General features: G+C 62.8%; 17 protein-coding genes. 6 read left to right on the plus strand and 11 right to left on the minus strand.

Going from position 1 to position 16,176, the window contains the following annotated elements:
• Positions 1 to 82: 82 nt before the first annotated feature.
• Positions 83 to 958, plus strand: a complete 876-nt coding sequence (locus G3574_RS15010; protein ID WP_163964597.1) for a LysR substrate-binding domain-containing protein — start codon at positions 83 to 85, stop codon at positions 956 to 958.
• 34 nt (positions 959 to 992) lie between these two features.
• Positions 993 to 1,724 (plus strand): gamma-glutamylcyclotransferase, encoded by a 732-nt coding sequence (locus tag G3574_RS15015; RefSeq protein ID WP_205609795.1) that lies wholly within the window; start codon positions 993 to 995, stop codon positions 1,722 to 1,724.
• Here G3574_RS15015 and G3574_RS15020 read toward each other — a convergent pair.
• Positions 1,691 to 2,293 (minus strand): GNAT family N-acetyltransferase, encoded by a 603-nt coding sequence (locus tag G3574_RS15020; protein WP_163964603.1) that lies wholly within the window; start codon positions 2,291 to 2,293, stop codon positions 1,691 to 1,693. The two genes, G3574_RS15015 and G3574_RS15020, sit on opposite strands and share 34 nt — an antisense overlap.
• Before the next feature lie 168 nt (positions 2,294 to 2,461).
• On the opposite strand from G3574_RS15020, the gene G3574_RS15025 reads away from it, so the two are divergent.
• A complete protein-coding gene (locus G3574_RS15025) occupies positions 2,462 to 2,953 on the plus strand; it encodes a VOC family protein (protein ID WP_163964606.1) in 492 nt (163 codons plus the stop codon).
• Positions 2,954 to 2,974: 21 nt separating this feature from the next.
• Here the strand turns inward: G3574_RS15025 and G3574_RS15030 are convergent, their stop codons facing one another.
• From G3574_RS15030 to G3574_RS15040, 3 genes are read right to left on the minus strand one after another with little or no spacing between them, the layout of a single operon-like run.
• Positions 2,975 to 3,418, minus strand: coding sequence for a CopD family protein (locus G3574_RS15030; protein WP_163964608.1), 444 nt, complete (start codon positions 3,416 to 3,418; stop codon positions 2,975 to 2,977).
• 28 nt (positions 3,419 to 3,446) lie between these two features.
• Positions 3,447 to 3,938, minus strand: coding sequence for a TlpA family protein disulfide reductase (locus G3574_RS15035; RefSeq protein ID WP_205609796.1), 492 nt, complete (start codon positions 3,936 to 3,938; stop codon positions 3,447 to 3,449).
• 50 nt (positions 3,939 to 3,988) lie between these two features.
• Complete coding sequence (locus G3574_RS15040; RefSeq protein ID WP_163964610.1) at positions 3,989 to 4,942, minus strand: transporter; 954 nt, start codon at positions 4,940 to 4,942, stop codon at positions 3,989 to 3,991.
• A 492-nt stretch (positions 4,943 to 5,434) separates the two neighbouring features.
• Here G3574_RS15040 and nirK point away from each other — a divergent pair, with 492 nt between their 5' ends.
• Both nirK and G3574_RS15050 read left to right on the plus strand, forming a co-directional pair.
• Positions 5,435 to 6,838, plus strand: a complete 1,404-nt coding sequence (gene nirK, locus G3574_RS15045) for a copper-containing nitrite reductase (protein WP_205609797.1) — start codon at positions 5,435 to 5,437, stop codon at positions 6,836 to 6,838.
• Positions 6,839 to 7,069: 231 nt separating this feature from the next.
• On the plus strand, positions 7,070 to 7,384 hold the full coding sequence (locus G3574_RS15050) for a c-type cytochrome (RefSeq protein ID WP_407941675.1): 315 nt from the start codon (positions 7,070 to 7,072) through the stop codon (positions 7,382 to 7,384).
• 85 nt (positions 7,385 to 7,469) lie between these two features.
• Here G3574_RS15050 and G3574_RS15055 read toward each other — a convergent pair whose 3' ends face one another.
• The 7 genes from G3574_RS15055 to G3574_RS15085 all read right to left on the minus strand — a co-directional run bounded on the left by G3574_RS15055 (position 7,470) and on the right by G3574_RS15085 (position 14,500).
• The gene (locus G3574_RS15055) at positions 7,470 to 7,694 is read right to left on the minus strand and encodes a DUF3079 domain-containing protein (RefSeq protein ID WP_163964615.1); all 225 of its coding nucleotides are present in this window, start codon (positions 7,692 to 7,694) and stop codon (positions 7,470 to 7,472) included.
• Positions 7,695 to 7,722: 28 nt separating this feature from the next.
• Positions 7,723 to 8,184 carry an Rrf2 family transcriptional regulator gene (locus G3574_RS15060; protein WP_163964617.1) on the minus strand — a complete coding sequence of 154 codons (462 nt, stop codon included), beginning with the start codon at positions 8,182 to 8,184 and terminating at the stop codon, positions 7,723 to 7,725.
• 35 nt (positions 8,185 to 8,219) lie between these two features.
• Entirely contained in the window at positions 8,220 to 8,483 is a 264-nt protein-coding gene (locus G3574_RS15065) for a DUF2249 domain-containing protein (protein WP_163964619.1), read from the minus strand.
• Between the two features lie 80 nt (positions 8,484 to 8,563).
• Positions 8,564 to 10,849: a nitric-oxide reductase large subunit gene (locus G3574_RS15070; RefSeq protein WP_163964621.1), complete on the minus strand. Its 2,286-nt coding sequence runs from the start codon at positions 10,847 to 10,849 to the stop codon at positions 8,564 to 8,566.
• Between the two features lie 163 nt (positions 10,850 to 11,012).
• The gene (locus G3574_RS15075) at positions 11,013 to 11,300 is read right to left on the minus strand and encodes a DUF1330 domain-containing protein (RefSeq protein WP_163964623.1); all 288 of its coding nucleotides are present in this window, start codon (positions 11,298 to 11,300) and stop codon (positions 11,013 to 11,015) included.
• Positions 11,301 to 11,914: 614 nt separating this feature from the next.
• Positions 11,915 to 13,081 (minus strand): ABC transporter substrate-binding protein, encoded by a 1,167-nt coding sequence (locus G3574_RS15080; protein ID WP_235953465.1) that lies wholly within the window; start codon positions 13,079 to 13,081, stop codon positions 11,915 to 11,917.
• A gap of 138 nt (positions 13,082 to 13,219) precedes the next feature.
• Positions 13,220 to 14,500 (minus strand): hydroxymethylglutaryl-CoA reductase, degradative, encoded by a 1,281-nt coding sequence (locus tag G3574_RS15085; protein WP_163964627.1) that lies wholly within the window; start codon positions 14,498 to 14,500, stop codon positions 13,220 to 13,222.
• 144 nt (positions 14,501 to 14,644) lie between these two features.
• Here G3574_RS15085 and G3574_RS15090 point away from each other — a divergent pair, with 144 nt between their 5' ends.
• On the plus strand, positions 14,645 to 16,066 hold the full coding sequence (locus G3574_RS15090; RefSeq protein WP_163964630.1) for an aminotransferase-like domain-containing protein: 1,422 nt from the start codon (positions 14,645 to 14,647) through the stop codon (positions 16,064 to 16,066).
• Positions 16,067 to 16,176 lie beyond the last annotated feature (110 nt).

The raw sequence follows: 16,176 nt of genomic DNA on the forward strand, positions 1-16,176 counted from the left end.
TGACAAGGCCAGTATATGGCGCGATGATAATTTCGAAAATCGGGAAATTCGAAACTTAACGTTCAGCTTTTCGGGATAATGGATGCGACGGATTAACTTCGACATCGATGCCTTGCGCAGCTTCGCGGTGGGCATGGAACTGGGCAGCTTCGCCAAGGCCGCCGACCGTCTCGGGCGGTCGACCTCCGCCGTGAGCGCGCAACTGAAGAAACTCGAGGACCAGGCAGGTGTGGTGCTGCTGCGCAAGGCGGGCCGCGGCATGGCGCTGACCAACGCAGGCGAACTCATGCTCGGCTATGCACGGCGCATGCTCGAGCTGAACGACGAAGCCGCGATGGCTGTCGGCGCGACCGGATTGCAAGGCTCGGTACGTCTCGGCTTGCAGGAAGATTTCGGAGAGCACCTGCTGCCCGAGGTGCTGGGCCGCTTCGCGCGCAGCCATCCCGGCGTGCACATCGAGGCGAAGGTGGCGCGCAATGCCGATCTCGTCGCCGACATGATTGCCGGCAGGCTCGACCTGGTGCTGGCATGGCAAGGCGCCCGGGACACGCCGCATGTCGAGGAGCTGGGGCGTTACCAGATGGAGTGGATCGGCCCGGCCGGCCCGGTTCCCGCCTTCCTGCAAGACCGCGACTTGCCGCTGCCGCTGGTGGCATTCGACGCGCCCTGCGTGATGCGCACCGTCGCCATCGAGGCGCTCGACCGGGCGGGCATTCCCTGGCGGATCGCCTTCACCAGCCACAGCCTTGGCGCCGTATGGGCGGCCGTTGCCGCCGGCCTCGGCGTCACGGTACGCACCCGGTTCGGACTGCGCTCTAACCTGCGGACGCTGCCGGCCGAGGCCCACGGCTTGCCGACATTGCCAAAGGTCGGACTGGTGCTGCATCGCCTCGAACCTGAACTGAACGAAACCTGCGCCTTGCTGGCGGCAGACCTGCGGGAAAGCGTTGCACTTTGAGAACGACGAGAATGGATGGATGCCCATGCGCCACATGGAATTGACCGAAGAGCTCGTTGCCCGCACCCGGCGCGCCATGCACGATCCCGGACCGCTGCCCGGCCTCGCCTACCAGAGCGCGGAGGACTACGACGCGATGGTGAACGGCTTGCTGCAGGAACGGCCGACGGGCCAGCCGGTGTGGCTGTTCGCCTTCGGCTCGCTGATCTGGAAACCGGAATGCGAGCACCTCGACGAAATGCGCGGCACCGCTTACGGATGGCGACGTTCCTTCTGCTTCGAGATACGCCGGTTTCGCGCGACGCCGGATTGCCCGGGACTGATGATGTCCCTCGACCGCGGCGGCCAGTGCCAGGGCATGCTTTACAGGCTCGCGGAAGAGACGGTGCGGGAGCAGCTGCACAAGCTGTGCCGGCGCGAAATCACGATCAAGCCGGCCAACACTTATGCGCGCTGGGTCACGGTCGATACCGAGGCCGGTTCCATGCGTGCGATCGCCTTCGTGATGAACAGGAAATCGCCCGCGTATGTGAGGGACCCCGCGCCCGAGCACATCGCCCGGGTGCTTGCCCAGGCATGCGGACACTGGGGGTCAGGCGCGGAGTATCTGTTCAACACCATACGAGGGCTGCAAGGGCACGGCATACATGATCGTTACCTCTGGCGCCTCCAGAGCCTGGTCGCCAGGCAGATCATCACCGGCGGCGCAATCCCCGCGCATCAAGGCGATCATCAAGGCAATTCCTTGCCGGACCCGGCTTCCTGACCGAACTCCAGCCACATCGATTGTTCCATGAGTTCCGCATCCGGCCGCATGCGCTGCGGTTCGCCGACGGCTTTGAATCCGAGCCGTTCGTAAAGCCGCCGGGCTGGCGTTTCGCCGCAGGTCACCGCCAGCGCGATGCCCTGCGCCCCATTGTTGCGGGCCCATGCGATGCTGGTTTCCACCATGCCCTTGCCGACGCCGTGGCCGCGGCAGTCTGGTGCCGTCCAGACCTGGTAGAGGGCCGCCTTTCGCGTTGCATGCTGCGAATCAGGCGTGATGCGGCACCATGCAAGCCCGGCATGGCGAGCGTCCAGGCGGGCCAGGAGCGGCAGGTCGAGCGCAGAAGAAACGCCGGCCGCAAGGCGCCTTTCCCACTCTGGATCGGGCCTCTCGCGTTCCTGCGCCAGCGTGCTTCCGAATGCATCGGGCGACTCGGCCAGGGCACGCAGGCGCAGGTCGCGATAGGCAGTCCATTCTTCTGGGGAAAAGCGGGAAATGACGAGCATGCTGGGCAGGTGCGGCATGACGCGAAGCGAAGCGCCAGCCTTCAATGGAAACGTTACCGTCATGTTCACATGGAAACAGGATCGCAGCAATACCGGAGGCGGGAGGACGATCCGGTTGACCCATCAAAATCGTTGACGTAAGCCGGTGAGGGCATTAGCCTCCCTTGACCCGTTCACGCAGCGAGACGTGCGCGAACCAACGACGAAATTGGTCATCACTGGAGACTGGACATGGCCGCCAAGAACACGATTTGCCTGTGGTACGAGGGCGGGGCGCTCGACGCCGCCCGCTTTTACGCCGAAACCTTTCCGGACAGCGCCGTTGGAAAGATCCACCTCGCGCCGGATGACTATCCCGACGGCAAGCAGGGAGACGTGCTGACGGTGGAATTCACCGTCGCCGGCATTCCCTGCATCGGCCTGAACGGCGGGCCCCACTTCAAGCACAACGAAGCATTTTCATTCCAGATCGCCACCGAGGACCAGGAAGAGACGGATCGCCTGTGGAATGCCATCGTCGCCCATGGCGGACAGGAAAGCGCGTGCGGCTGGTGCAAGGACCGCTGGGGCATCTCATGGCAGATCACGCCGCGGGCACTGGTCGCGGCAATCAGCGACGCCGACCGGGCGGCAGCGCGGCGCGCCTTCAATGCGATGATGACCATGAAGAAGATCGACATCGCAACCATCGAAGCGGCGCGCGCGGGCCGGGACCGCGACTGATCCCAGGGCGAACGGGATGCGTCAGGCGAGCAGGCCGCCGCGGAACGATACCCCTACCACGACGAAGAGCACGGACAGCAGGGTCACCAGGCGGATGCGGCGTGCCATGGCCGGCAAGGTCGCCGGACTTAGACGAGGAATGATGCGCAGCCGCGTATCGAGCGCCGTCATGCTCGTCATTGCCAGCAGCAGAAGCTTGAAGGTGATGAGCTTGCCGGGAAAGGCATCGAAAGTGAACCAGGATGACACATCAGGCAGCAGGCTGTAGGCCAGCCATGCGCCCGAGATCACCTGGATGAGCAGGGCCGGCATGCCGACGCGCTCGTAGGCGGACTCGAAGCCGGACAGCACGCCGGGATCGCGCGCGGCCAGTGCCTTTGGCAGGACGGAAAAGGCAAGCACCAGGTGTCCGCCGGTCCAGACCGTGGCCGACAGCACGTGAAGCAGGAGAATGAGCTGATGCATGAGCGATTGCCCGAAGGCGCCTTTTCGGCTAACGGTCCTGGCGGGTTCCCTGCAGCAGGTCTTCGAGTTCCTGCCTGGTGATCGCGCCTTCCTTGAGCAGTGCCTGCCTGCCGCCCTTGTCATACACGATGGTGGTCGGAAAGCCGCGCGCATGGAATTGCGACAGCGTCTGCCGGTCGGCGGCAACGATGGGATAGGTTGCACCGAGCTGGCTGGCGAACTGGCTGATCTTCCTGGTGTCCGCGCCGTCGGCCGCCACGCCTAGCACCACGATGTCCTGACGCGATTTATGCAAGGCCTCGAGCGCCGGGATTTCCGCGACGCAGGGAGGACACCACGTCGCCCAGAGATTGACCACGACCCATTTTCCCTGGTGCCGGCTCAGGTTGTGAAGCTGGCCGGCGGTGTCGGTCACCTCGAACGCCGCCGGCGCGGCCGATACAGCCGATGCAGCCGACATGAGGGCTGCCATCAATGAAAATGCTGCCGCTGCGAGACACTTCCTGGACATGGTGAACATGATCGTTCTCCCGTTTGCAAAACCTTGTTGTTGCGCTTTCCGCGGACGCCTCAGAACCGTCCGCTGATGCCGATGGTCGCGGCGCGGCGGGCGGTCAGCTGGACACCGTTGACGTTCTGGTACAGCGGTTGCTGGATGAATCCGTACACCTGCATGTTGTCGCTCAACGTATAAGCCAGGCCGGGACTCACGAACAGGGAACGGCTGCCGCTGTCCTCGGGTTCCGCTTCCGCGCCGCTGTCGCGGCGCTTGACGACCATGTTGAGCTGAACGAGGCCGCCGAGCTTCTCTGTCAGGTTCTTGCGCACCCCGAGGTCAGCCGTCAGCTGGCCGCCGGGCTTGTAGCCTGCATGCTCGGCGATGGCTTGCTGCACCTGGGCCTGCGCGAACCAGGAGATGTCGCTCGCCGGCAAGCGCTGGTGATAATACGCGCCGAGCAGCAGGTCCGTGGTTCCTGTGCCGGGCTGGAGGCTGCGTTCGGCAACGGAGCCGGCCGCGTTCGTCACGCTGGTGGAGCCGGTGGGCAGCTTCACGCCGAACAGCAGGCCGGCCGTCGACGGATTCGCTGCGTCGCCGGCCAGGGGAAGCTGGTATCGGCCCGTCACGCGCACATCGCCCAGCTCCTGGTATTGCCATTGCTCGCTCAGCTGTGCGCCATGATGGTTATGAATGTGCAAGTGATCGCGATCGGTCAGGGGAGCCACGATGGACAAGCCCCATCCCGAACTGAAGGTATGGCTGAAGCTGGCGACGAGGTTGCGGTTATACGTCCTGACCTCGTCGTGATGGCGCGGCACCTGTCCGACGGCGATGTCGTCCGTGCCGGTGCGCGGCTGATCCTGCTTGATGAATTCATAACGCAGGTCGAAGGACGAGCCGGCATCCACGCTGGCGCTTTCGGCGGTCCAGTTCGTGTTGACCGTGCAGAAGGCGGATCCGCAGCTTGCCTCGGCAAGGGCGGGAACGAGGAAGGCGAGGGCGACAAAGGTAGCGGTGCGATTCATGATTTTTTGATGACGTGCCGTCGGACCTGGGCACCACAGCACGCCGACGACGACACGTTGCTGCAGCAAGTGAAGCCATCGTACCCATCATGAGGCATTTGAAAAAATGACTCAGATCAAACAATCCGGACTTGCGCGCATATGCCGACGGCATGGCGATGACAAGGCGTCAATCCAAATTTCACCATGACTGGCCTGCGTGCGCGATGTTCATGCGCATTAGTCCTTGGCCGCACTCGAGAGGTTTTGCAGAGTGCCTTGTCCTGCCATGCAGGCCGTCGTTCCCGCTCGCCCGCATGGCAAATCGAATACCGGCATGTCATGCAATCTTGAAAACCTCACGTCGTAGCGCGGCTTGTGGCGTAACCGACGCATGCCTGGCGCATCCGGAATTAGTTGATCTGGATCATGTTCGCTTTTGAGGGCGCGGTCGTAGGATGTGCCTCAACTGAACCGAAAACGATTTTTCAGACAGTGAACAAGGTGAATAACATGAAACGCAAACTGTATCCCCAACTTATTGCATGCGCCGTACTCGGCCTGGCTTCCGTCACCGGCGCTTATGCGCAGACCGCGCATAACCATGGCACATCCAGCGCAGTCCAGATCCGTCCCGACGTCACATACACGCTTCGCACGGACATCGCCGACGGCAAGCTCGTCTTCATCGGTGAAGCCGGCAACATCAAGGGCAAGGTCAATCCGCAACTGAACGTGCCGGAAGGCGCCGTCGTGCAGATCAACCTCGTCAATGGCGACGGCGCGACGCACGATATTACGGTGCCTGATTTCGCGACCAAGTCGAACCAGCTGAATGCCAAGGGTTCCAGCACGGCGATCGTATTCAAGGCGAACAAGAAAGGCGAATTCCAGTACATCTGCTCGCTGCCGGGCCACGTCCAGGCGGGCATGATCGGCAAGATCGTTGTCGGCGGCGAAGCGGCAAAGACTGAATCTAAGGCAGCCGATGTGTCGCGCAGCCCGCTTGAAGTAGGCACCCCGGTCGGCGCGCGCGGACCGCAAAAGCTGACGGTCAATCTCGAGACCACCGAGGTCACGGGCCAGCTGATGGATGGCAGCACCTACAAATACTGGACTTTCAACAACAAGGTTCCCGGACCCTTCATTCGCGTGCGCGTCGGCGACACCGTCACCGTGAACATGGCGAATGCCAAGGACAGCCACATGATCCACTCCGTCGACTTCCACGCCGTGACCGGTCCCGGCGGCGGCGCGGCGGTGACGCAGGCGGCACCGGGAAGCACCAAGAGCTTCACCTTCAAGGCGCTCAATCCCGGCCTCTATGTGTATCACTGCGCAACGCCGATGGTGGCCCAGCATATTTCCAACGGCATGTACGGCATGATCCTGGTCGAGCCGGAAGGCGGCCTGCCCAAGGTCGACCGCGAATTCTACGTGATGCAAGGCGAGCTTTATACCGCGCAGAAGCATGGTACGCCGGGAGAGAACGAGTTCTCGCTCGAGAAGCTGCTGGCGGAACAGCCTGAGCACATGATGTTCAACGGCACGCATGATGCGCTGACCAAGACGCACCGCATGGAAGCCAAGGTAGGCGAAACCGTGCGCGTCTTCTTCGGCGTCGGCGGTCCGAATGCCACGTCGAGCTTCCACGTGATCGGCGAAGTCTTTGACCGCGTCTACAGCCAGGGCGACCTGACATCGCCGCCGCTGAAGAACGTGCAGACCACAACCGTCGCGCCCGGCGGCGCCACGATGGTCGAGTTCAAGGTCGAAGCACCGGGACGCTTCATCCTGGTGGACCACGCCCTGTCGCGCATGGAAAAGGGTCTCGTCGGCTTCCTCTATGTCAATGGCGCCGACCAGCCTGACGTGTTCCAGGCACATACCCGCCCCGATGCCGACTCGGGACACTGACCTGACTTTCCTCTGATCTCTTCATGTTTCCTCCTTGGCCCGCCTCGTGCGGGCCTTTTTTATGCGCGACCGGAATCCGCACGCCGAATTGCTCACGTGCAGCGTTCCGCCGGCCGCGTGCCCTTGGTCCTTAATGTTGAGTGCCCGCCATCGTCTTTCAGGAACATCTTGCCAAGGATGCAGGTCAATCGCCTTGCATGTCCTGATTAACCCACATAACTAAATGCGAGGATGACGATGAAACTGCCTGGATTAAGCCTGGTCGCGAGCCTGGCCCTGGTTTCGCAGTTCGCCGTTGCGGCGGGTGCCGAGGAACTGGCCAAGGCCAAGAACTGCATGTCTTGCCATGCGGTGGACAAGAAAGTTGTTGGCCCGGCGTACAAGGATGTTGCCGCGAAGTACAAGGGCCAGAAGGACGCGGAAGACAAGCTCGCCCAGAAGGTCATCAAGGGCGGCGGCGGTGTGTGGGGCCAGGTGCCCATGCCGCCAAATGCCGTCACCGACAAGGAAGCCCATGAGCTGGTGAAGTGGGTTCTTTCGCAGTAGTAACGCGCCGGGGCGGAATGCGGCCGCATTCATGCCTTATAGGCGTTGCTCAACGCTCGACTTAAGGACTTGCTTAAAGGCTTGTTCAGGGACCGGCTTGGTCCCGCTCGATGGCGGGCGGTTCTTCGGCAGGTAAATCGGCCTGCGGCTCCGGCCCCTGGAGATGCCAGTCGTCGCCAAACAATTCGACCGGATGCGCCGTCCGCTCCGATCCGTTGCCACAGGCAAGGGAATCGGCGGGACAATATTTGTCGCAACCCCAGCAGATGCGGTGGGGATTGCGCGGGTGGATGGGAAATATCTTGGCCATCGGGCGGTTGCCTGCAAGAGGCGGGCGGTCAGGCCGCTCGCGCCGTGATGGTGATGGACCGGTCCCTGCCGGCAATGCCATCCTTGCCGCGCAGCGGCACCATGTCGGCCAGCGTCTTGCGGTCGAGTTCGGCGAGGAATGCCTGTGCGGCGCTGCCGATGGCATGCTTGAGGGCGCAATCTCCGGCCAGCATGCACAGGGTGTGGCCGGGATCGAAACAGGCGACGAAGGAAAGATCGGGCTCCGTCAGGCGGACCACCTGGCCGATGCCGATGTCGCCGGGAGCGCGAGCGAGGCGGATGCCGCCCGCCCGGCCGCGCAAGGTATCCACCAGGCCGGCGAGGCCGAGCTGGTGGACGACCTTGGTGAGATGGCTTTTCGAGATGCCATGCGAGGTAGCGATTTCCTGGATCGTGACCAGCCTGTCCGTGTGGGACGCAAGGTAGATCAGCACCCGCAAGGAGTAATCGGTGAAATCGGTCAGGCGCATGGTGTCACCATCAAGTTGAAGTTTGCCGGCGCAGGTCAGGCGGCAACGATGAAGTCGATCACGATCTCGCCGGGCGCACGGGAAACATACTCGATGTTCACCTTGCGGCCGAAGACATTGGTGATCTGCGAAAGAAGCGGCAGGGGATCATGGTCGTTGCAGAAGCGCATGCGTTCCCCGGGATGGAGCGCGTCCAGCGCGCCGAAGATGGCGGCATGGCGGAAGCGCCTGGCGATGCCTCGGGCGTCGAAAACATAAGTGCCGTCGGCAATGGTGGGTGTGGAGCAATCGTGTGACATAAGTGGTATCGGTCTGATTCAAAAGGTGAAGCAAAGGGTGAAAAAAAGCCGGCCCGGCGAACCGGGCCGGCCATGCCGCATCAAGCCTTGGTCGCCTTGCCCGCGTTGGCGAGCGTGGTTTCCGCTTGGGCAGCTTTCTTGCCGGTCAGGAGGCGGAAGGCAAAGATGGCCAGGAAGGCAACGCCGATCGAGAACACGATGTCGCCCGGTACGCGCAGCCACACCATGGACTCCATGAAGTGCGAGTGGATCACTTCAGGGGAGCGCGCAAACCAGATGCCTTTCGTGACGCTGGCCCAGGCCTGGTAGAGGCCGGCGGGGACGAGCGACAGGAACACCATCATCGCGAGGCCGATGTTCATGCCCCAGAACGCGGGGCGCAGCAGCTTGTCGGACCATGCCAGGCGGTCGAACAGGCCGCGCAGGCAGAACAGCATCAGGCCGATGCCAAGCATGCCGTACACGCCGAAGAGCGCGGCGTGGCCGTGGGCCGCGGTCATGTTCATGCCCTGCATGTAGTACAGCGCGATCGGCGTATTGATCGAGAAGCCCAGCAGGCCGGCGCCGACGGTGTTCCAGAAGCCCACTGCGATGAAGCAGAGGATCGCCCACTTGTAGCTTGCCACCCACGGAGCGGCCTTGGAGCGCTGGTAGTTCTTGTACGCTTCCATGCCGATCAGCGTCAGCGGCACGACTTCCAGCGCGGAAAACATTGCGCCAATGGCGATCACGGACGTCGGGGTGCCGGTGAAGTACAGGTGATGCAGCGTGCCCAGGATGCCGCCGAACAGGAACACGATGGTTTCCAGGATGATGGCGCTGTTTGCGGCTGCGGTGCGGATCAGGCCGAGGCGCGAGAAGAGCAGGGCGATCACTGCGGTGGCGAACACTTCGAAGAAGCCTTCGACCCACAGGTGCACCAGCCACCATCTCCAGTATTCGATCATGGAGTAATGGGTATGCTGGCCCCAGGTCAGCGAGGTGGCATAGAAGCCGCCGATGCACACGGCTGCCAGGAACACCATGGCGATCAGGCCGCGGCTTTCGGAAGGCTTCCTGAGCGCGGGCCAGAGTCCACGGCCCAGCAGCGTTGCCCAGAACAGCAGGCCGACGAACAGCAGGATCTGCCACACGCGTCCCATGCTGGTGAATTCGAGGCCTTGGTTGCCGATCCAGAATGCATAGTCGGTGCCCTTGTGGCCGACGGTGCCGATCCATCCGGTGATGGTGGAGCCGGCAACGATGAACAGCAGGGCATAGAACAGCAGGTCGACGCCGAGCTTCTGGAACTTCGGCTCATGTCCGGAAATGGCCGGCGCGATGTACAGGCCGGTGGCAAGCCAGGCGGTCGCGATCCACAGCACCGCGAACTGGGTGTGGATGGTGCGGCTGACGGTGAACGGCAGCACGTCGGCGAGCGGAATGCCGAAGAAGCTATGGCCTTCGACCGCGTAGTGGGCGCTGATGACGCCCATGCCGACCTGGGCCAGGATGAGGGCGATGACCACCATGAAATATTTCTTGGTCGCCTTCATGGAAGGCGTTGCCTTCAGGCTGAACAGCGGATCGTTCTTCGGCGCGACCGGATCGCCTTCTTCCTGGTGGCGGGAATGCATGAACAGCATGCCGGCAATTGCCGCGATCATGAGGATCACCGAGGCGATCGACCACACGCCGGCATGGGCGCTGGGCGTGTTGCCGATGAGAGGCTCATGCGGCCAGTTGCTGGTATAGGACAGGCCGGTCTCTTCGGGACGATCGGTTGCTGCCGACCAGGAAGACCAGAAGAAGAAGGCGGTCAGGGCATGGCGATCCGCCTGCTGCGGCAGGGAGCCGGCATTCATCGCATACTGCTCGCGCAGCTTTTCCAGGCTGGCGTCGTTGCCAAAGAGGCCATCGTAGTGGGTGGCCGTATCGAGGATGGCGGCGGCGCGTTCTTCGGACACCGAAAGCACGCCGGTGTCGGCCTGGTAGGTGTTCTGCCGCATGGCATCCTTGACGAGCGCGTCGACGTGGGCCTGGTCGGCGGCGGAGATCGCCCCGAAGTCCTTGCCGAAGTCGCGCTTGGCGAAGACCTGGCGCAGTGCCACGGCTTCGCGGTGCAGCCAGTCGGCGGACCAGTCAGGCGCCACGTAGCTGCCATGGCCCCAGACGGTGCCGAGCTGTTGTCCGCCGGCGGACAGCCAGGCTTGCTGGCCATGCTGGATCTCGTCGGCGGTGAACAAGACCTGTCCCTTGGTTGTGATGACTTGTTTAGGAATCGGAGGCGCCTTCAGGTAGATCTCGGTTCCGACCCAGCCCAGGGCTGCGAAGGAAAGGAGGCAGATGATGGCCAGCCAAGTCCAGAGTTTGCGCGTCGATTGCATGGCAAATCCTTTTTCTTGATGGTGGAAAGTTCGGGAGCGGATGCCCTCGATAAGATTCATTTTAAATGCATGTATTCGCGCCGGAATCGGCAAGGCGGGCTTTATTTGAAAAACTTGATCTGGGTTAGGTTTCTGCGGAAGGGATGTCGTGCGGGGTGGTCAGTCAGGCTTCATAGGACACCAGCACGACATCAGCCGCATCCTGCCGCAGGGGTATGATCGCCTGGTAGGCCGCGGATGCGTGCCAGCCGTTGAGCGCTTCCATATCCGGGAATCGGATCACAACGATGTCCGTGTGTGGGCTAAAGCCAGCGAGCGTGGCGGCCCGCTTTCCGCGGAAGACCAGTTCGCCCGCCCAAGGGGCGATCGTTGCCGGTACCTTGTCCCGGTACTCGGCCCACTTGCCTGCGTCCTTGATGGTGATCTGCCCGACGACGTATGCGTATGCCATTGAGGAACTCCCTGGTTGAGGCTGGATAACTATACACCGGGTTCAGGCAAGGTCGGGGGAGTCGCTACGTGCATCGCGCTGGACGGCCGAAATGGGATTCCCGCCTTCGCGGGAATGACAGGGGGTAAGCGGCAATGACAGGGGTAGGCGGGAATGGCAGGGGTAGGCGGGAATGGCAGGAGTAGGCGGGAATGAATGAGTAGGAAGGTGCTCCCCGTAGTCGGGACAGGCTAGAGCCATGCCGATGCGGCAGGAGGTCGAGGCATCGAATGCGTGTCAGGTGCTTACTCCGGTGGAGGACGGCATCCCCTTAAACCAACGAACAAGGCCGCCCGAAGTGACTCCCACATGGGGGTGAGAGCAGTTTTCTTTGGGTCCTTTCTTTGTCTGCTGCCAAAGAAAGGACCTGGGCCGCCGGGACCAGCCCCGGCAAGTCCCCACGGAGTGGGAACCCCAACCGGTTCACCGGAGAGAAAACCGAGATGGGATTCCCGCCTTCGCGGAAATGACGGAGGGAGATTTGGTCGCAGCAGGACTAATCAAGGGACATCGACGCACCTGCCTAAAAAATCAAGCAGGGCAGCATCACCAGTCCGGCATGCCGCCATATCCCATCAACGCTTGACCAAAGCGCACCGGCTCTCGTTCAACGGCGTGAAAGCCTTCTCCCCCGGAATGGTGGCGACCGTCTTCAGGTAATCCCAGGGCTTCTTGGATTCGGCCGGCGCCTTGACCTGCATGAGATACATGTCGTGCACGTACCTGCCGTCCTGCCGGATGGAGCCCTTCGCATAGAAGTCGTCGAGCTTCATCTTCTTGAGTTCGGCCATGACCTTGTCCGCATCATCCGTGCCCGCCGCCTTGACGGCCTTCAGGTAATTCGACGTGGCGGAGTAATCCGCCGCCTGGTGGGAACTTGGCATCTTCTTCATCTTCTGGAAGAAACGATTGGCGAACTGGCGCGACGCATCGTCCTTGTCCCAGTACCAGCTGTCGGTCATCAGCAATCCCTGGGCGACGGGCAGGCCGAGTCCGTGGATGTCGTTGATCGTCATCAGCAGGCCCGCCACCTTCATGGTCTTGTTCAGGCCGAAATCCGCCGCGGCCTTGATCGAATTGATGGTGTCCGTTCCCGCATTCGCAAGTCCGAGCACCTGCGCCTTGGATGCCTGGGCCTGCAACAGGAAGGATGACATGTCGTTGGCATTCGGCGGATGCTTTGCCGAACCGGCGACCGTCCCGCCGGCAGCCTTGACGACGTCGCTCGTGTCATTCAGCAGGGAGTGGCCGAATGCATAATCCGCAACCAGGAAATACCAGGACTTTCCGCCCTGGGCGACAACGGCGGAGCCGGTGCCTTTCGCGAGCGCGACGGTGTCGTATTCATAATGCACCGTGTAGGGCGTGCATTCTTCGTTGGTCAGGCGTGCGGTCGCCGCGCCGATGTTGAAATACACGCGCTTCTTGTCGGCGATGACCTTGTTCATCGCCAGGCCCGCCGCCGAATTCACCCCGCCGACCAGCATCTTCAACTGCTGTTGGTCGATCCATTCCCGGGCCTTGGCCGCCGCGGTATCCGCCTTGTTCTGGTGGTCCGCGGACAGCACTTCGATCTTCCTACCGAGGACTGTGCCGCCAGCATCCTCGATCGCCATCTTGATCGCTTCCAGCCCGCCCACGCCATCGGTGTCGGCATAGGCGCCGGACATGTCGGTGATGAAGCCGATCCGGAACGGTTCGTTGTTCGGCTGTGCCAGGGAAGGTCCGTGCGCCGCCAGCATGGCGGCGGCAACGATGGCCAGGAGGGCGGGGCGCTGGTGCTTGGTCTTGTTCATTGTCTCTCTCCGTCGTAACGCGGTTGAAATTCTAATTAAATGGACGCCACCGGAATGGCGGTTCGTGCCCGGGAAGCGTGGACACTATGCGTTGCGCATTTCCGCCAGCAGGGCCAGGGCGCGGTCGGTGCGCACGTCCTGCTCTTCCGCCATGCGCTTGGCGATCACATCGATCTCGTTGCCGACGGCGCCGGCGACGAGAGCGATGTTGCGGGCATGCAGCGCCATGTGTCCGCGCTGTATGCCTTCCGTGGCCAGCGCGCGCAAGGCGCCAAGGTTCTGCGCGAGACCGACCGCCACGGTGATCTCAGCCAGCTCCTGTGCCGACTTCACGTCCATGATCTTCAGCGCGAGCCGTGCCTGCGGATGGGTCTTGGTGGCGCCGCCGACCAGGCCGACCGGCATCGGCATCTCGATGGTGCCGACCAGGGCGCCGCTCGTGTCCTTCTCCCAATGCGTCAGGGAGGTGTAGCGGCCGCTGCGGCAGGCATAGGCATGCGCCCCGGCTTCGACCGCACGCCAGTCATTGCCGGTGGCGACGATCACCGGGTCGATGCCGTTCATGATGCCCTTGTTGTGCGTCGCCGCGCGGTAGGGATCGATGGCCGCGAAGACGTAGGCATCCAGCACGCCTTCAATGATCTCGTTGCCGCTGCGCGTGGCGGTCGCCAGCACCTCGGGCGTGAAGTGCGCCCGTGCACGCGCCAGGCGCAGGTCTGCCAGGTTTGACAGGATGCGCAGCCGCACCGAGCCGCCGGTCAGCTTCTCCACCAGCGGGGATACTGCTTCCGCCATGGTATTGACGGTATTCGCGCCCATGGCGTCGCGCACGTCGACGATGAGATGCATGACGATCATCGGTCCGCGCGCCGTATCGGGAAACACGTGGACTTCGATGTCGCGGCAACCGCCGCCCAGTTCACGCAGCACCTTGTCGCGGCTGTTGGCGACCTCGAGGATGGCATCGCGGTTTTTCAGCAGGGACTGGCGCGCGCCATACGGGTCGGTGATGCCGAGGACCTGCACCTGCGCACGCATCAACGGACCGCTGCTGGAGGTTTCGAAGCCGCCGCATTCCCGCGCCAGCTTGGCCATGTAGGAAGCGGCCGCCACGACCGAGGGCTCCTCCACGACCATGGGCACGAGGACGTCGCGGCCATTGACCTGGAAGTTGCCGCCGACGCCGAAGGGAAGCTCGAAGGTGCCGATCACGTTTTCGATCATGCCGTTGGCGCGATCGATGCCGAGCGCGCCCGGCGTGGCAAGCAGCGCGATGTCTTCCGCGGTCAGGCCTGCTGCGCGCGCAAGGTGTTCGCGTCGTTGTTCCGGCGTGAGCGCGCGGAAATTGGGAAGGCGGGAATCCATGCCATGTCTCCTGGTTTATATGTGTTCAAGAAGGAATGGCTACAATGTAGGCGCACTGTACCAAGAACTAAAGGTACAGTTTGCCGGGACAGTCATGGTATGGTGCCGAAGCGCTGCGCCCGTCATGCCGAAAGGAATTGAGCCATGCCCAAGGAAACCGGTGCGCAGGCCGCGCCCTCGAAGTCGCAGTCCATTCCCGTGGCGCTGGCGAACGACATCGAGCGCCAGATCCGGGACGGCGCGTATCGGGAAGGCGAGAAGCTGCCTTCCTTGCGCGAACTTGCCGCGCTTCACCAATATGCCAAAAACACGGTCGTTGCCGCTTTCGAGATCCTCGTCTCGCGCGGACTGGTCGAACCGCGGCGTGGCTCCGGCTACTATGTCCTGGGCAAGCCGGATGCCAAGCGCAGCGAGGACAGCGAGACCCTGGGACGGGCGATGGACATCGTCTGGCTGATGCGCGAGCAATTGAAGCGCGGTCCGGATACGCTTGCCGTCGGCGACGGGTTTCCGCCCGTCGAGTGGCTGACGGACGTGCGGCTGGACAAGTATCATCAGAAGGTGGTGCGGACCGGCCTCGGTTCGCTGTTCCGTTATGGCAGCCGCTTCGGCTATGCGCCATTGCGCGACCAGCTCGTGCGCAAGCTGGGCGACTTCGGCATCGGCGCGGAGCCGCGCCAGATCGTGCTGACGCATGGCGCGAACGAGGCGATGGACATGGTCATCCGCTATTTCCTGCCGCCGGGGGCTGCCGTCCTGGTCGATGACCCCGGCTACTATCCTCTGTTCGGCAAGCTCAAGCTTGCCGGTTCCCGCGTGCTGGGCGTGCCGAGGCTGACCGACGGCCCCGATCTCGACGTTCTCGAGCGGCTCATGGCGCGTGAAAAGCCCCGTCTCTTCTTTACCCAATCGCTGGCGCACAATCCGACCGGCTCGGACATCTCGCAGGCCAAGGCCTTCCGCACGCTGCAGCTCGCGCAGAAGCATGATGTCCTGCTGGTGGAGAACGATCCGCTGGCCGATTTCAAGCCGGTGAATTCCCCGCGCCTCTCGTCGCTCGACCAGCTGGAGCGCACGATCTACATCGGCAGCTTTTCCAAGTCCTTCTCGGCATCCCTGCGCGTCGGCTTCATTGCCTGCAACGCAGACCTTGCCAGCGATCTCGCCGACCTGAAGACCCTCATCCATGTCAACAGCTCGGAATACTGCGAACGCACCATCGACATCATTCTGCGGGAAGGCCACTACCAGCGGCACCTCAGCCGGTTGCGCGCCCGCCTGGGAGAGGTGACCGGCAAGGCCGCGCACCTGCTTGCATCCTATGGCGCGGAGATCTTCGTCCAGACGCCGCAGTCCCTGTACCTCTGGGCCGCCTTCAAGGAGATGGATGACTCGCTCGTGCTCGCCGAGGAAATGCTTGCGCGAAACATCGTGATGGCTCCGGGACGCATCTTTGCCGTGGACTCCAGCCAGACGTCGCGCTGGTCGAGGTTCAACGTCGGCGCGGTGATGGACAAACGCCTGGGCGATGCGCTTGCCGCATTGCAGCGCACGCGCCACGCCTGAGTTCCGGCAGGAACGACCTGCACAGGCGCAGACTTCCCTCTTGCCTGCTGCCTGATGGATACGCGGAAGACAGCTGTGTTGCCGAGAACAACATGGACAAGTCGCCATCT

It is taken from the genome of Noviherbaspirillum galbum (genome assembly GCF_010974945.1).
Taxonomy (GTDB): domain Bacteria; phylum Pseudomonadota; class Gammaproteobacteria; order Burkholderiales; family Burkholderiaceae_D; genus Noviherbaspirillum; species Noviherbaspirillum galbum.

Bases quoted from the DNA above. Each gene is read 5' to 3' on its own strand.
- G3574_RS15010 (WP_163964597.1), top strand. From the start codon at position 83: ATGCGACGGATTAACTTCGACATCGATGCCTTGCGCAGCTTCGCGGTG.
- G3574_RS15015 (WP_205609795.1), top strand. From the start codon at position 993: ATGGAATTGACCGAAGAGCTCGTTGCCCGCACCCGGCGCGCCATGCAC.
- G3574_RS15020 (WP_163964603.1), bottom strand. From the start codon at position 2,293: ATGACGGTAACGTTTCCATTGAAGGCTGGCGCTTCGCTTCGCGTCATG.
- G3574_RS15025 (WP_163964606.1), top strand. From the start codon at position 2,462: ATGGCCGCCAAGAACACGATTTGCCTGTGGTACGAGGGCGGGGCGCTC.
- G3574_RS15030 (WP_163964608.1), bottom strand. From the start codon at position 3,418: ATGCATCAGCTCATTCTCCTGCTTCACGTGCTGTCGGCCACGGTCTGG.
- G3574_RS15035 (WP_205609796.1), bottom strand. From the start codon at position 3,938: ATGTTCACCATGTCCAGGAAGTGTCTCGCAGCGGCAGCATTTTCATTG.
- G3574_RS15040 (WP_163964610.1), bottom strand. From the start codon at position 4,942: ATGAATCGCACCGCTACCTTTGTCGCCCTCGCCTTCCTCGTTCCCGCC.
- nirK (WP_205609797.1), top strand. From the start codon at position 5,435: ATGAAACGCAAACTGTATCCCCAACTTATTGCATGCGCCGTACTCGGC.
- G3574_RS15050 (WP_407941675.1), top strand. From the start codon at position 7,070: ATGACGATGAAACTGCCTGGATTAAGCCTGGTCGCGAGCCTGGCCCTG.
- G3574_RS15055 (WP_163964615.1), bottom strand. From the start codon at position 7,694: ATGGCCAAGATATTTCCCATCCACCCGCGCAATCCCCACCGCATCTGC.
- G3574_RS15060 (WP_163964617.1), bottom strand. From the start codon at position 8,184: ATGCGCCTGACCGATTTCACCGATTACTCCTTGCGGGTGCTGATCTAC.
- G3574_RS15065 (WP_163964619.1), bottom strand. From the start codon at position 8,483: ATGTCACACGATTGCTCCACACCCACCATTGCCGACGGCACTTATGTT.
- G3574_RS15070 (WP_163964621.1), bottom strand. From the start codon at position 10,849: ATGCAATCGACGCGCAAACTCTGGACTTGGCTGGCCATCATCTGCCTC.
- G3574_RS15075 (WP_163964623.1), bottom strand. From the start codon at position 11,300: ATGGCATACGCATACGTCGTCGGGCAGATCACCATCAAGGACGCAGGC.
- G3574_RS15080 (WP_235953465.1), bottom strand. From the start codon at position 13,081: ATGCTGGCGGCGCACGGACCTTCCCTGGCACAGCCGAACAACGAACCG.
- G3574_RS15085 (WP_163964627.1), bottom strand. From the start codon at position 14,500: ATGGATTCCCGCCTTCCCAATTTCCGCGCGCTCACGCCGGAACAACGA.
- G3574_RS15090 (WP_163964630.1), top strand. From the start codon at position 14,645: ATGCCCAAGGAAACCGGTGCGCAGGCCGCGCCCTCGAAGTCGCAGTCC.